Origin of the sequence: Janibacter melonis, assembly GCF_003721155.3 — a bacterium.
Taxonomy (GTDB): Bacteria; Actinomycetota; Actinomycetes; order Actinomycetales; family Dermatophilaceae; genus Marihabitans; species Marihabitans melonis.
In genome coordinates this window covers 1,644,693-1,657,904 of the sequence record NZ_CP044548.2, presented here as the reverse complement: position 1 = coordinate 1,657,904, position 13,212 = coordinate 1,644,693, and the positions used below count along the sequence as shown (strand labels likewise).

Genomic DNA, 13,212 nt, shown 5'->3' with positions numbered 1-13,212 from the left:
GCCATGCCGATGAACGGCTGGGAGTTCATCATCCTCATCGTGCTCGCGGTGGTGATCCTCGGACCCGACCGCCTGCCCGAGTACGCGCAAAAGCTGGCACGCTTCGTCGTCGGCGCCCGCCGGATGGCCAACGACGCGCGGGGCCAGCTCCAGGACCAGCTCGGCCCGGAGTACGAGGACATCGACTGGCGTCAGTACGACCCGCGCCAGTACGACCCGCGGCGGATCGTGCGCGAGGCGCTCCTCGAGCCGATCGAGGACTCGGTGCGCGACGTGCGCGAGATCGGCACCTCCACCCGCGCGGACATCGACGGGCTGTCCCGTCGGCGTCGTGACCGCGACGAGGACGTGCGCCACGACGACGCCGCGCCGGAGCCCCTCGAGGGCACGCCCTACGACCTCGAGGCGACCTGACGCAGCTCGCCTGCCACCCTGGGTCCGACCCGCCCGGTCATGACGAAGGGCCCCCGACCGCATGCGCGGCGGGGGCCCTCGTCGTGGGTGACCTCGGTGGGTGACCCTGCGCGGGTCAGCGCCCGGTGGGGCTCAGCCCGAGCGAGCGGCCGGCGAGGCCGCGGGAGCGGGAGGCCAGCCCCTTCGCCACGCCACGGATCGCGACCGCGGCCGCGCTCTCCGGGTGGCCGAGGACGACGGGGGTGCCGCCGTCGGAGCCCTCGCGCAGGGTGACGTCGAGGGGGATCTGCCCGAGCAGCGGCACGGGGGCGCCGACGGTGCGGGTGAGGCTGTCGGCGACGGACTGGCCGCCACCGGAGCCGAAGATCTCCTGGCGGGAGCCGTCGGGCAGCTCGAGCCACGACATGTTCTCGACGACGCCGACGATGCGCTGGTGGGTCTGCATCGCGATCGAGCCGGCCCGCTCGGCGACCTCGGCGGCCGCCTGCTGCGGGGTGGTGACGACGAGGATCTCGCTGCTCGGGATGAGCTGGGCGATGGAGATCGCGATGTCGCCGGTGCCGGGCGGCAGGTCGAGGAGCAGGACGTCGAGGTCGCCCCAGAAGACGTCGGCGAGGAACTGCTGCAGCGCGCGGTGGAGCATCGGGCCGCGCCACACGACGGGCTGGTTGCCGGGGACGAACATCCCGATCGAGATGACCTTCACGTCGTGCGCGACGGGCGGCAGGATCATGTCGTCGACCTGCGTCGGCTGGTGGGTCACGCCGAGCATGCGCGGGATCGAGAAGCCGTAGATGTCGGCGTCGACGACCCCGACCTTGAGGCCCTGCTGCGCGAGCGAGGCCGCGAGGTTGGCGGTGATCGAGGACTTGCCGACGCCGCCCTTGCCCGAGGCGATGGCGTACACGCGGGTGAGCGAGCCGGCCTTGGCGAAGGGGATCGCGCGCTCGGCCGTGCCGCCGCGCAGCATCTGGCGCAGCTCGGCGCGCTGCTCGTCGGACATGACGCCGAGCGTGACGGTGACGTCGGTGACGCCCTCGACACCGCGCAGGGCGCGCTCGGTGTCGGTCGTCAGGGTGTCCTTCATCGGGCACCCGGAGACGGTGAGCAGGATCGTCACGGCGACGTGCCCGGAGGCGTCGACCTCGGCGGACTCGACCATGCCGAGCTCGGTGACCGGCTTGCGGATCTCGGGGTCGATGACGGTGCTCAACGCCTCGCGGAGCATCTCGTCGGTGATCGTGGGGTGGGTCGAGGGCATTGCTCCATGCTAGGCGCCGTCGGCGACACCGCTGTCATCGCCTCCGGCGTCCGGGGCGAAGGGGGAGCGAGCTCACCCCTTCGGGGCGGGGCCCTCCGCCTGCTCGCGCAGACGCACCTCGAGACCCTTCTCCTCCATCTCCTCGAGCAGCGAGCGCAGCTCGCTGCGCACGAAGTCTCGCGTCGCGGCGTCGCGCAGCGCGATCCGCAGGGCCGCGACCTCGCGGGTGAGGTACTCGGTGTCGGCGAGCGCCCGCTCGGCCTGCACGCGGTCCTGCTCGAGCGCGACGCGGTCGCGGTCGTCCTGCCTGTTCTGCGCGAGGAGGATGAGCGGCGCGGCATAGCTGGCCTGCAGCGAGAGGATGAGCGTGAGCAGCGTGTAGTTGAGCGAGCGCGGGTCGAACTGCGCCGCCTCGGGCACGAAGGTGTTCCACGCGAGCCAGGCGACGACGAAGACCGACATCCACAGCAGGAAGGTCGGGGTGCCCATGAAGCGGGCGAACTTCTCCGAGAGCACGCCGAAGGACTCGGTGCTGAGGTTCGAGGGGCGCCGCAGGGTGCGCCGGCTCAGCTCGCGCGGCTGGTCGACGCGCACGTCGGAGCGGGCGTCGGGACGCCGCTGACGGGGCTTGCCGTCGCGCTCAGCCATCGGTCACCTCGTGCCGCTCGTCGCGCCAGTCCTCGGGGAGGATGTGGTCGAGCACGTCGTCGACGGTGATGACGCCGATGAGACGCTGCTGGTCGTCGACGACGGGCACCGAGATGAGGTTGTACGTCGCGAGGGTGCGCGTCACCTGGCCGAGCGGCGCGTCGGCGCGCAGCGGGTCGACTCCGGTGTCGAGGAAGGACCCGACCGAGGCGTGCGGGGGCTCGCGCAGCAGGCGCTGGATGTGGAGCATGCCGAGGTACTTGCCGGTCGGCGTCTCGTGCGGCGGGCGGCAGACGTAGGCGGTCGCGGCCAGGCCGGCGGCGATCTCCTCGCGGCGCACGACGGCCAGCGCCTCGGCGACGGAGTCGTCGGGGCCGAGGACGACCGGCTCGGTCGTCATGAGACCGCCCGCGGTGTTCTCCTCGTAGGTGAGCAGCCGGCGCAGGGGGGCGGCGTCGTCGGGCCGCATGAGCTGCAGCAGCCCCTCGGCGCGCTCGGGCGCGAGGGCGGAGAGCAGGTCGGCGGCGTCGTCGGGGTCCATCGCCTCGAGGACGTCGGCGGCACGCGACTGCTTGAGGGTGCCGATGATCTCGGACTGCTCCTCCTCGTCGAGCTCCTGGAGCACGTCGGCGAGGCGCTCGTCGTCGAGGGCGGCGACGACCTCGGCGCGCCGCTTCGGGGTGAGGTCGGTGACGACCTCGGCGAGGTCGGCGGGCTTGGAGTCCTCGAACTGCTCGAGGAACTTCGCGGCCGACTGGTCGGCGTCGCTCGTGTGCAGCCCGGTGACGTCCTCGAAGGGGACGGTGAAGGTCTCGCCGCGGCGTCGGGTGAGCAGCCCCCGCGTGCTGCGTCGGCCGGCGCGCACGAAGACGCGGGTGACCATCCAGTCGCGGTTGCTCGCCTGCTCGACGCCGATGTCCTCGACCGTCGCCTCGACCGGGCCGTCGTCGGTGCGCACGCTCACGGTGCGCTCGAGGAGCTCGGCGAGCACGAGGGTCTCGTTGGCGCGCTGCTCGAAGCGGCGCATGTTGACCAGCCCGGTCGTGATGACCTGCCCGCCCTCGACGGAGGTGACCCGGGTCATCGGGACGAAGACGCGGCGGGCACCGGGGACCTCGACGACGAGGCCGATGACGCGCGGGCGGCGACCGGAGCTGAAGGTGACGACGACGTCGCGCACCCGGCCCACCTGGTCGCCGAGCGGGTCGAAGACGTTGAGGCTCGCCAGCCGGGCGACGAAGAAGCGGGACGAGGCACTCACGCCGACCACAGTAGTGGCCGACCCGTCGTGCGGCCGAGCCGCCGTCGAGCCTCAGCGACGACGGGTGCGCCGACCCCCGAGGTGCCAGGGTCGACGGACCTGAGGGGCGGCGGCGCTCGGACGCACGGGGGCCGCGACGAGCTCGGTCGAGGGCGCGGCCGCCGGGGAGTCGAGGGGCTGGCCGAAGGGGGAGAGCAGCCACAGCGTCGCGCCCTCGCGCCAGCGCTCGAGGGTGCCGTCGGAGGCGTTGAGCCGGGCGGCCAGGGCGGTCTCGGCGGCGGGCTGCCAGCGCTCGTCGGCCGGGTCGAGGGCGAGCGCCCGGGCCTGCAGGACGAGCAGGCGGCGGCCGTCCCCCTTCGAGCGCAGGACGAGCTCGACCGGGTCGGGGAGCGCCCCGAGGTCGGGCTCGCCCCCGCCGCTCACGAGCAGGACTGAGCCCTCGGGCAGGTCGGTGCCCGCGCCGACGACGGCGAACCACGTCGCGCGCTCGCGCTCGGGGGTGCGCAGCCACAGCAGGTCCGACTTCGAGAGCGCCTCGCTCGTCACCGCGCTGAGGTTGACCATGGGCCCGATCCTCGCAGGAGGGCGGGTGTCGTGCGTCATAACCGGGCCGGGGCGCACGCTGGTACGTTCGCGACCGACTCGCCCTGCCCCCTTCGGAAAGGACCTGCACCCCGTCATGCGCAGCGCCAAGGACTTCTTCGCCCCGCTCGCCGTCGGGGCGCCCGCCCCGGTCCGCGAGGTCCCCGCCCGACCCAGCCGGATGATCCACTTCTTCGACCCGAGCAACCCGAAGATGGCGGCGAAGGTCCCCGGCATGGTCGGCACCGTCGACGTCCTGCTCGGCAACCTCGAGGACGCGGTCAAGGCGGAGTCGAAAGAGGCCGCCCGCCAGGGCCTGGTCGACATCGCCCGCGCGACCGACCTGGGCGAGCACACCCAGCTGTGGACGCGGATCAACAGCCTCGACAGCCCGTGGGCCCTCGACGACCTCACGACCCTCGTGACGCAGATCGGCGACAAGCTCGACGTCGTCATGGTCCCGAAGGTCCAGGGCGCCGAGGACATCCACTACGTCGACCGCCTGCTCGCCCAGCTCGAGGCCAAGGCCGGTCTGACCCGCCCGATCCTCGTCCACGCGATCCTCGAGACCGCGCGCGGCATGGCCAACGTCGAGGAGATCTGCGGGGCGAGCCCGCGCATGCAGGGCATCAGCCTCGGCCCGGCCGACCTCGCCGCGGACCGGCGGATGAAGACGACGCGCGTCGGCGGCGGCCACCCCGGCTACCTCGTGCGCGAGGACCCCTCTCGCGACCTCGGTGAGGGGGTCGACCCCGTGACCGCGCCGCGCTCGGTCCACCAGCAGGACCTGTGGCACTACACGATCGCGCGGATGGTCGACGCCTGCGCGATGCACGGGATCTTCCCGTACTACGGCCCCTTCGGCGACATCAAGGACGTCGTCGCGTGCGAGGACCAGTTCCGCAACGCCTTCCTCCTCGGCTGCGTCGGCGCGTGGTCGCTGCACCCGGTCCAGGTCGACATCGCCAAGCGCGTCTTCAGCCCCTCCGCCGAGGACGTCGCGCACGCGCGCCGCGTCAAGGAGGCGATGGGCGACGGCACGGGCGCGGTGATGCTCGACGGCAAGATGGAGGACGACGCGAGCCTCAAGCAGTGCCTCGTCATCCTCGAGCTCGCCGACCGCCTCTCCGCCGGCGACCCCGAGCTCGCCGAGCTCTACGCGACGCAGGAGGCCTGAGCGATGAGCGAGCTCGCCTACACCCCCCGCCGCTCGGTGCTCTACATGCCGAGCAGCAACGCCCGGGCCCTCGAGAAGGCCAAGACCTTGCCCGTCGACGCCCTCATCCTCGACCTCGAGGACGCCGTCGCACCGGCCGACAAGCCCGCCGCCCGCGACGCGGCGTGCGCCGCCGTCGCCTCGGGCGAGTACGGCGAGCGCGAGCTGACGATCCGCGTCAACGCGATCGGGACTCAGTGGCACGACGACGACATGGACGCGGTCGCCCAGGCAGGTCCGGCCGGTGTCGTCGTGCCGAAGGTGAGCAGCGCCGACGAGGTCCGCCGGCTCGTCGTCGCCCTCGAGGCCGCCGGGGCGCCGGAGAGCACGCGGCTGTGGGCGATGGTCGAGACGCCGACCGCGGTGCTCGACGTGCGCGAGATCGCCCGTGCCTCGGACCGCCTCGCCGCCCTCGTCATCGGCAGCAACGACCTCGTCAAGGAGCTGCAGGCCGACCACGTGCCGGGCCGTGCCCCGCTGCTCACCGCTCTGTCGTGGTCGCTCCTCGCGGCCCGCGAGGCGGGCGTCGCGATCCTCGACGGCGTGTACAACGACGTGCGCGACGTCGAGGGCTTCCGCGCGGAGTGCGAGCAGGGCCGCGACCTCGGCTTCGACGGCAAGACCCTCATCCACCCCGGCCAGGTCGAGGTGTGCAACGAGGTCTTCGCCCCGTCGGCCGAGGCCGTCGAGGACGCGAAGGGGGTCCTCGCGGCCTGGGAGGAGGGCGCCGGCGGCGGCGTCGTCACCTACGGCGGCAAGATGGTCGAGCAGCTGCACGTCGACGTCGCGCAGCGGGTGCTCGCGACCCACGAGGTGATCTCCGCCCGCGGCTGAGGTCACGGACGCCGCGTCCGTCCCGGCGCGCCTGGGGACGAGTGCTCGCGGGTGTTGACAGGTCGCAGTAGATTGTCAGCGGCTCGAGACAACCGGACGGGCCGGTGCGTCGTCGAAGCAGGGGGGCACCACATCGGGTGCCGGCACCGATCAGTCCAGGGGAGCACGTACACATGTCTCGTTATCAGCCTCGTCACGCCGTCGGCACCACCCGCGTCGACATCGCACCGCTCGAGATCGCACCGCTCGAGATCGCGCCGGTCGAGACCGCCCGGTCCGACCGCCGCACCGTCCTGCGTCTCGGGGCGGCCACCGTCGCCGTCGGCGCGACCGCGCTCGCCGCGCCCTCGGTGGCCGGTGCCGCCTCGCGCCCGACCCTCAAGCTCGGCTCGCGCGGCTGGCAGGTGAAGTCGCTGCAGACCAAGCTGCGGGCCAACGGCTACTGGTGCAAGGGCGCCAACGGCGTCTACGACAGCAGCACCCAGCAGGCCGTCATGGCGCTGCAGAAGATGCGTGGGCTCTCCCGCGACGGGGTCTGCGGCCCGAACACGTGGAAGGCCGTCGACACGATCTACCGCCCCGTCTCGCGGACGAAGAGCGGCAACATCATGGAGATCAACAAGGGCCGCCAGGTCATCCTCTTCGTGCGCGCCGGCAAGGTGAAGTGGGTCTTCAACACCTCGACCGGCAACGGCGAGCGCTACTGGTCCTCGGCCTCGGGGCGCTACCTCTACGCGACGACCCCGAGCGGGCGCTTCGCCTTCCAGCGGGCCATCGACGGCATGCGTCGTGCGCCCCTGGGCAACCTGTGGCGCCCGCGGTACTTCAACGGCGGCATCGCGATCCACGGCTCGCCCTCGATCCCCGGCTACCCGGCCAGCCACGGCTGCGCCCGCCTGGACAACAAGGCGATCGACTACATCTGGTCGGCGAACCTCGCCCCGATCGGCAGCCGCGTCTGGGTCTACTGACCCCTCTCGTCCGCCACCACGGGCCGCGCACCTCACCGGGTGCGCGGCCCGTGGTCTGCCCGCAGGTCACGAGCAGGTCACGAAGGGCGCTCGAGGGCAACCGTCGTCGGGGTCGCCGCGTCCTAGGGGTGTGGCGGCGCGCAGGGGGCGCCGCCACACCAGCTTCTCGCCCTCGGGCGGTCAGGACAGGTGATGGTGATGGTCGGCAGGGCGAAGGGGGAGCGCCGTCGCGCGACCGGGTCGGCAGCGCTCGTCGCCGGTCTCGTGCTCGGGCTGGGGGCCTGCGCCGGGGGCGGCACGAGCGACGCGGGCGGGCCCGCGAGCCAGACCTCCACCGGCCGGTCGACGACCGCGCCGAGCGCGTCGTCCACCAGCACGTCGACGAGCGACACCTCGTCAAGCAGCACCTCGCCCAGCAGCACGGGCTCCTCGAGCAGCGCGCCGTCCAGCAGCTCGTCGTCGAGCACCTCGACGCCCTCGCCGTCGGCGACGCCGCGGGACACCTCCCTTCGCCCGGGTGACTCCGGACCACGGGTCCGCTCGCTGCAGCGCTCGCTCACACGGCTCGGCTACTGGGGCGGCACGGCCGACGGCACGTACGGCGGTCTCACCGAGCAGGCGGTCCTCGCGCTGCAGAAGCAGGCGGGCCTGGACCGCGACGGCGTCGCCGGGCCGCGCACGCTGCGCGCCGTGGCCGACGGGACCCGGCCGACGGTCGGGGCGGGCGCGCCGGACCGCGTCGAGATCGACCTCGAGCGCCAGCTGCTCTACGTCGTGCGCGACGGCAGCGTGCGCTGGGCGATCAGCACGAGCACCGGCTCGGGCGAGACCTACGAGAGCTCCTACGACGGTCTCGCCGTGGCGGTGACGCCGCCGGGGACCTTCGCGGTCGGGCGGGTCTACGACGGGTCGGAGGTCGCGAAGCTCGGCACGCTCTACCGCCCGCGGTACTTCAACGGCGGCATCGCCGTCCACGGCGCCGCCTCCGTGCCCGGCTGGCCCGCGTCGCACGGGTGCGCGCGGGTGAGCGACCCGGCGATGGACCTCATCTGGTCGCAGGACCTCATGCCCGTGGGCAGCACCGTCGTCGTGCGCTGACGGATCTCACCCGAAGGCTGCCGCGCACACCTCGCCGACGAGCTCCTCGACGTCGACCTCGAGACCGCGGCGCACGAACCACGTGCACATCGTGCGCAGGTCCCGGTCGAGGAAGTCCATGCCGCGCGGGTTGCCGACGACGTCGACGACCTGAGGCCAGTCGATGACGACGAGGTCGCCGTCGCGGACGAGGACGTTGTACGGCGAGAGGTCGCCGTGGGTCCAGCCGAGCTCGACGAGGTCGAGCATGAAGCCCCGCAGCTGCTCGAAGAGGTCGGCGAGCTCGTCGGGGCCGGGGCGCAGCTGGACGAGGCGGGGTGCCACGGCGCCGTCGCTGCCGACGAGCTCCATGAGCATCTCGGTCTCGTCGAGCTGGACGGGGTAGGGGACCGGCAGGCCCTCGGCCCACAGCCGAGAGAGCGTGGCGAACTCCGCCATCGCCCACTGGCCGGCGATCATCTCCTTGCCGAAGGCGGTGCGGCGGGCCATCGCCCGCATCTCGCGGCTCTTGCGCACCCGGCGGCCCTCGAGGTAGCCGGAGTCGCGGTGGAAGAGGCGGTGGTCGGCGCTGCGGTAGCGCTTGGCCGCCATGAGGCACGCGCGACCGGTGCCGGGCACCCAGCGCCGCACGAGGTGGACGTCGGCCTCCTTGCCGGTCTTGAGCACGCCGAGATCGGCGTCGACGGCGCCGAGGTCGGTGACGACCCACTCGGGCAGCGGACCGGGGCCGTGGCTGGCGCGGTCCCACGAGGTCCAGCGCTCGCCCTCGGGCGGGGCGTCGGGCGCCGAGTCGACGGCGAAGGCGCCCGCCGGGGCGAGTCCCTCCCGCGCGGGGAGGTGGAAGGGTTGGTGAGCCATGCCGTCCAGGGAAGCGCTGCACCCCTTCGCCCGGCAACCGAATTACCGGCTGCGGGCGGCTCGCAGCGTGTCCCATCCCACGCCCGGCGGGCCTGTCCCCGCGACGGTGCGCTGAGGCAGGATCGAGGAGTTCTCGCGCGCCCCGGCGCGCCCCCCAGACGCGAAGGCGGCTCACCGATCATGTCCCGACTGCAGACGACCGACGGCCTGAGCGAGGAGCAGCACGACCTGCTGGGTCTGGTGCGTGAGTTCGTCGACGAGCAGATCATCCCGGTGGCTCAGCAGCTGGAGCACGCGGACGAGTACCCGCAGGGGATCGTGGACCAGATGAAGGAGATGGGGATCTTCGGTCTGATGATCCCCGAGGAGTACGGCGGGCTGGGTGAGTCGCTGCTGACGTACGCGTTGTGCGTGGAGGAGATCTCGCGGGGCTGGATGCCGGTGTCGGGGATCATCAACACCCACTTCATCGTGGCGTACATGATCCTCAAGCACGGCACGACCGAGCAGAAGGAGCACTACCTGCCGAAGATGGCCACCGGGGAGATCCGGGGGGCCTTCTCGATGAGCGAGCCGGGGCTGGGCTCGGACGTGGCGGGGATCAAGACCAAGGCCGTGCGGGACGGGGAGTCCGACGACTGGACGATCACGGGTCAGAAGATGTGGCTGACCAACGGGGGCAGCGCCAACCTCGTCGCGGTGCTCGTCAAGACCGACCTGGGCGCGGACAGCGCGCACAAGAACATGACGACCTTCCTCGTCGACAAGACCGAGGGCTTCGGCGAGACGGCTCAGGGCGTGACGGTGCCGGGCAAGATCGAGAAGATGGGCTACAAGGGCGTCGACACCACCGAGCTCGTCCTCGACGGCCACCGCACGAGCACCGCGCAGATCCTCGGCGGGGAGCCCGGTCGGGGCTTCTACCAGATGATGGACGGGGTCGAGGTGGGCCGGGTCAACGTCGCGGCCCGGGCGTGCGGGCTGGCGATGCGGGCCTTCGAGCTGGGGGTGGCGTACGCGCAGCAGCGCGAGACCTTCGGCAAGAAGATCGTCGACCACCAGGCGATCCTCTTCCGCATCGCCGACATGGCCGCCAAGGTCGAGGCCGCCCACCAGCTCATGGTCAAGGCGGCGCGGCTGAAGGACAAGGGCGAGCGCAACGACCTCGAGGCGGGGATCGCGAAGTACATGGCCGCGGAGTACTGCGCCGACGTCGTGGGCCAGTCCTTCCGCATCCACGGCGGGTACGGGTACTCCAAGGAGTACGAGATCGAGCGCCTGTACCGCGAGGCCCCGATGCTCCTCATCGGCGAGGGCACCGCCGAGATCCAGAAGATGATCATCGGCCGCTCGATCCTCAAGGACTACCCCGCGAAGGGGTGAGCGGGGGGTCTACCCTCCTGCCAGCCGGGTCGCTCGGCCCGCCCCTCGAGAGGACACCCATGAAGCGCTCCACCATCGTCGCCGCCGGTGCGGTGACCCTGCTCGCCGCCTCGCCGGCCGCGGCGATCAACACCTACAACGCCCAGCCCGCCCCGGAGCGCACCGAGGTCGGCGCCTACCTCGCGCTGTGGGACACGACCGGTGACGGCGTGCCCGACCGCTTCGACTGGCGGTGCAGCGGGACGATGGTCGACGACGACACCTTCCTCACGGCGGCGCACTGCACCGACGGCTCCCCGGCGGGCACCCGGACCTTCGTCTCGCTCGAGGAGGACGTGCAGAGCCTGCTCGACGAGCACGCCGACCTCTCGCCGAGCGCGCAGGCCGACCTCTTCCTCGCCAACGGCTGGGTCGTCGAGGGCGACCCGCACCAGGACGCGCGCTACCCCGGCCCGGCGAGCGACACCGCCGACATCGCCGTCGTCGACTTCGCCGGGCGCGACTTCACCCCGGCGGACATCTGGGACTTCACCCCGGCGACGCTCCCGACCGCGGGTCAGCTCGACCGGGTCGGCGGGACGACCCTGGCGCGCGCGCCGTGGACGGTCGTCGGCTACGGCACCGCCGAGGCGCAGAACGGGCCCGGCGGTCACACGCACCCCGGTGGCGGCGTGCGCCTCAAGGCCAGCGAGGGCTTCAACGCCCTGACGAAGAGCTGGGTGCGCCTGTCGATCAACGAGTCGAAGGGGTACGGCGGCGCCTGCTACGGCGACAGCGGCGGCCCGAACTTCGTCACCGTCGCCGGCCAGCAGGTCCTCGCCGGGACGACGATCACCGGTGACGTCCCGTGCAAGGCGACGAACGTCGTCTACCGCCTCGACACCGCCCCCGCCCGGGCCTTCCTCGCCCCCTTCGTGACCCTGCGCTGACCCCGCGACGGGCCGTGCCCCGGTCGGGTGACCGGGGCACGGCCCTCACAGCCCTCGTCCAGCGGACGGTGAGACAATCGCGCCATGAGCCAGACCCCGCTGACCGCGGCCCGTCAGCAGATCCTGCACCTGGAGTTCCCCCAGTCGCTCGGCACGTACGACGCGTACCCCGAGGCGCAGCAGGCGGTCGACTTCCTCGCCGACCGTGAGTTCCCCGTGCAGGACGTCATGATCGTCGGGACCGACCTCAAGCAGATCGAGCGCGTCACCGGACGCCTCACGACCGGGCGCGTGCTGCTCGGCGGGGCGCTCTCGGGCGTGTGGATCGGTGTCTTCGTCGGCCTCGTCTTCGCGGTCTTCGAGGGCGGCGAGCAGTTCCTCGTGCGGATGCTCTCGACGATGATCATCGGTGCCTTCTTCGGGCTCGTGTGGGGCTGGCTGGGCTACAAGGCGACCGGCGGGCAGCGCGACTTCACCTCGGTGAGCCAGGTCGTCGCGACCCGGTACGAGGTCCTCGTCGAGCACCGTCACGTTCAGCAGGCGCGCGAGCTGCTCGCCGAGCACGACCCGATGCGTGCCGCCGTCGAGAAGGCCCGCATCATGCGCGAGGAGGCCGACCGCGCCGCGGCGGCCCGCGCGGCGCGCGAGACGCGCGACCACCCGCGCGCCTGACGCACCCGGGGGAACCAGACGCGCGCCGACGGCGTCGAAGGGGGACCACCCCCGCCGTCAGGAGCCGTCATGGCATCTCCTCGTCCGACCATCGCCCTCGTCGTGGGCGGCCTGCTCGCCGCCGGTCTCGCCGGGACGACCGCCGCGGCGGCCCGCGCCGGTGACGGCGCGCCCGTGGCGACACCCCCGCCGCCCGCTCTGCTGAGCTGCCCCGCCCGTTACGACGGGACCGAGGACCGCCCTGTCGTCCCGACGTACGACGCGCCGGACGGCTTCGACCCGGGTGATGCCCTCGCACCGGCGCAGGCCCCGACCCGGGCCCTGGTGTGCCGCTACGACGCCGGGCACAGCTCTGCCCCAGCGGCACCACCGCGACCGCTCACGGAGCAGGTCGTGCTCACCGAGGGCCTGGAGCAGATGGCCGCAGACCTGACCGGTGCGCCACGGGCCCAGCAGATCGACGCGTGCACCTTGATGGACGGCCCCATCACCCGCCAGCTCCTGGGGCTCGGCTACCCGACCGGCACGGTGTGGGTGTCGGCGACCGACGAGGTCAACGCGTGCGTCCTCAGCTCGAACGGCGACTTCAGCGCCGGTGGCGGCGTCGGCCAGCAGGTCGCCAAGGCAGTCGCCGACGGCGGCTGGGTCGTGCCGACGCAGGGCGAGCGGCCGGTGTGCGGTGGGTCGCAACCGGTCGGGCGGGCCGGGGTGGAGCGAGAGCTCGTGCCGGGGGAGCCGGAGGTGATGTGGGTCTGCCGGGTCGACTCCGACGTACCGGGCCCGAGCAGCGGGACCTTCGCGGTCCTGCGGGCCGACCGCCCACGCCTGCTCGCGGCGCTCAGGGCGCTGCACACCCGTGCGGCGTCGGGCGACCTGCTGTGCGTCGACGACACCGCCGACCGCTGGCAGGTCGAGGCGCGCTACGAGCGGGGAGCCCCGGTCGTCCTCGACGTCACGACCGGCGCGTGCGGCCCCGGCGGGGTCGTGAGCAACGGCGCGCTCGAGGCCGACGTCTCGGACGAGGTCGTCGCCCTGCTGCGCCGGACGACCACCCAGCCCTGACCCCCCTTCGCCCAGCCCTGACC

The 13,212-nt window shown here is 72.7% G+C and carries 14 protein-coding genes; 9 read left to right on the top strand and 5 right to left on the bottom strand.

The window, feature by feature from the left end; genetic code table 11:
- Positions 1 to 3: 3 nt before the first annotated feature.
- Positions 4 to 414, top strand: coding sequence for a twin-arginine translocase TatA/TatE family subunit (locus EEW87_RS07740; RefSeq protein ID WP_123092163.1), 411 nt, complete (start codon positions 4 to 6; stop codon positions 412 to 414).
- Between the two features lie 115 nt (positions 415 to 529).
- Here the strand turns inward: EEW87_RS07740 and EEW87_RS07735 are convergent, their stop codons facing one another.
- The 4 genes from EEW87_RS07735 to EEW87_RS07720 form a co-directional block, all read right to left on the bottom strand.
- Positions 530 to 1,675, bottom strand: a complete 1,146-nt coding sequence (locus EEW87_RS07735; protein ID WP_123092162.1) for an Mrp/NBP35 family ATP-binding protein — start codon at positions 1,673 to 1,675, stop codon at positions 530 to 532.
- Positions 1,676 to 1,747: 72 nt separating this feature from the next.
- On the bottom strand, positions 1,748 to 2,323 hold the full coding sequence (locus tag EEW87_RS07730; protein WP_123092161.1) for a DUF1003 domain-containing protein: 576 nt from the start codon (positions 2,321 to 2,323) through the stop codon (positions 1,748 to 1,750).
- Positions 2,316 to 3,584 (bottom strand): magnesium transporter MgtE N-terminal domain-containing protein, encoded by a 1,269-nt coding sequence (locus tag EEW87_RS07725; RefSeq protein ID WP_123092367.1) that lies wholly within the window; start codon positions 3,582 to 3,584, stop codon positions 2,316 to 2,318. The genes EEW87_RS07730 and EEW87_RS07725 overlap by 8 nt, the downstream gene beginning before the upstream one ends.
- A gap of 51 nt (positions 3,585 to 3,635) precedes the next feature.
- Positions 3,636 to 4,148 carry a hypothetical protein gene (locus tag EEW87_RS07720; protein WP_123092160.1) on the bottom strand — a complete coding sequence of 171 codons (513 nt, stop codon included), beginning with the start codon at positions 4,146 to 4,148 and terminating at the stop codon, positions 3,636 to 3,638.
- A gap of 115 nt (positions 4,149 to 4,263) precedes the next feature.
- Between EEW87_RS07720 and EEW87_RS07715 the strand changes: the two genes are divergently transcribed.
- From EEW87_RS07715 to EEW87_RS07700, 4 genes are all read left to right on the top strand, one after another.
- On the top strand, positions 4,264 to 5,343 hold the full coding sequence (locus EEW87_RS07715) for an HpcH/HpaI aldolase/citrate lyase family protein (protein WP_123092159.1): 1,080 nt from the start codon (positions 4,264 to 4,266) through the stop codon (positions 5,341 to 5,343).
- A 3-nt stretch (positions 5,344 to 5,346) separates the two neighbouring features.
- Positions 5,347 to 6,216, top strand: coding sequence for an HpcH/HpaI aldolase/citrate lyase family protein (locus EEW87_RS07710; RefSeq protein WP_123092158.1), 870 nt, complete (start codon positions 5,347 to 5,349; stop codon positions 6,214 to 6,216).
- Between the two features lie 173 nt (positions 6,217 to 6,389).
- A complete protein-coding gene (locus EEW87_RS07705; RefSeq protein WP_123092157.1) occupies positions 6,390 to 7,187 on the top strand; it encodes a L,D-transpeptidase family protein in 798 nt (265 codons plus the stop codon).
- 198 nt (positions 7,188 to 7,385) lie between these two features.
- Entirely contained in the window at positions 7,386 to 8,285 is a 900-nt protein-coding gene (locus EEW87_RS07700) for a L,D-transpeptidase family protein (protein ID WP_123092366.1), read from the top strand.
- A 6-nt stretch (positions 8,286 to 8,291) separates the two neighbouring features.
- On the opposite strand, the gene EEW87_RS07695 is transcribed toward EEW87_RS07700, so the two are convergent.
- The gene (locus tag EEW87_RS07695; RefSeq protein WP_068277406.1) at positions 8,292 to 9,143 is read right to left on the bottom strand and encodes a serine protein kinase RIO; all 852 of its coding nucleotides are present in this window, start codon (positions 9,141 to 9,143) and stop codon (positions 8,292 to 8,294) included.
- Between the two features lie 180 nt (positions 9,144 to 9,323).
- On the opposite strand from EEW87_RS07695, the gene EEW87_RS07690 reads away from it, so the two are divergent.
- The 4 genes from EEW87_RS07690 to EEW87_RS07675 all read left to right on the top strand — a co-directional run bounded on the left by EEW87_RS07690 (position 9,324) and on the right by EEW87_RS07675 (position 13,189).
- Complete coding sequence (locus EEW87_RS07690) at positions 9,324 to 10,526, top strand: acyl-CoA dehydrogenase family protein (protein ID WP_068277408.1); 1,203 nt, start codon at positions 9,324 to 9,326, stop codon at positions 10,524 to 10,526.
- A 59-nt stretch (positions 10,527 to 10,585) separates the two neighbouring features.
- Positions 10,586 to 11,455: a trypsin-like serine protease gene (locus EEW87_RS07685; RefSeq protein ID WP_123092156.1), complete on the top strand. Its 870-nt coding sequence runs from the start codon at positions 10,586 to 10,588 to the stop codon at positions 11,453 to 11,455.
- A gap of 84 nt (positions 11,456 to 11,539) precedes the next feature.
- Positions 11,540 to 12,127, top strand: coding sequence for a general stress protein (locus tag EEW87_RS07680; RefSeq protein ID WP_068277412.1), 588 nt, complete (start codon positions 11,540 to 11,542; stop codon positions 12,125 to 12,127).
- 69 nt (positions 12,128 to 12,196) lie between these two features.
- Positions 12,197 to 13,189, top strand: coding sequence for a hypothetical protein (locus EEW87_RS07675; protein ID WP_123092155.1), 993 nt, complete (start codon positions 12,197 to 12,199; stop codon positions 13,187 to 13,189).
- Positions 13,190 to 13,212 lie beyond the last annotated feature (23 nt).

Bases quoted from the DNA above. Each gene is read 5' to 3' on its own strand.
- EEW87_RS07740 (WP_123092163.1), top strand. From the start codon at position 4: ATGCCGATGAACGGCTGGGAGTTCATCATCCTCATCGTGCTCGCGGTG.
- EEW87_RS07735 (WP_123092162.1), bottom strand. From the start codon at position 1,675: ATGCCCTCGACCCACCCCACGATCACCGACGAGATGCTCCGCGAGGCG.
- EEW87_RS07730 (WP_123092161.1), bottom strand. From the start codon at position 2,323: ATGGCTGAGCGCGACGGCAAGCCCCGTCAGCGGCGTCCCGACGCCCGC.
- EEW87_RS07720 (WP_123092160.1), bottom strand. From the start codon at position 4,148: ATGGTCAACCTCAGCGCGGTGACGAGCGAGGCGCTCTCGAAGTCGGAC.
- EEW87_RS07715 (WP_123092159.1), top strand. From the start codon at position 4,264: ATGCGCAGCGCCAAGGACTTCTTCGCCCCGCTCGCCGTCGGGGCGCCC.
- EEW87_RS07710 (WP_123092158.1), top strand. From the start codon at position 5,347: ATGAGCGAGCTCGCCTACACCCCCCGCCGCTCGGTGCTCTACATGCCG.
- EEW87_RS07705 (WP_123092157.1), top strand. From the start codon at position 6,390: ATGTCTCGTTATCAGCCTCGTCACGCCGTCGGCACCACCCGCGTCGAC.
- EEW87_RS07700 (WP_123092366.1), top strand. From the start codon at position 7,386: ATGGTCGGCAGGGCGAAGGGGGAGCGCCGTCGCGCGACCGGGTCGGCA.
- EEW87_RS07695 (WP_068277406.1), bottom strand. From the start codon at position 9,143: ATGGCTCACCAACCCTTCCACCTCCCCGCGCGGGAGGGACTCGCCCCG.
- EEW87_RS07690 (WP_068277408.1), top strand. From the start codon at position 9,324: ATGTCCCGACTGCAGACGACCGACGGCCTGAGCGAGGAGCAGCACGAC.
- EEW87_RS07685 (WP_123092156.1), top strand. From the start codon at position 10,586: ATGAAGCGCTCCACCATCGTCGCCGCCGGTGCGGTGACCCTGCTCGCC.
- EEW87_RS07680 (WP_068277412.1), top strand. From the start codon at position 11,540: ATGAGCCAGACCCCGCTGACCGCGGCCCGTCAGCAGATCCTGCACCTG.
- EEW87_RS07675 (WP_123092155.1), top strand. From the start codon at position 12,197: ATGGCATCTCCTCGTCCGACCATCGCCCTCGTCGTGGGCGGCCTGCTC.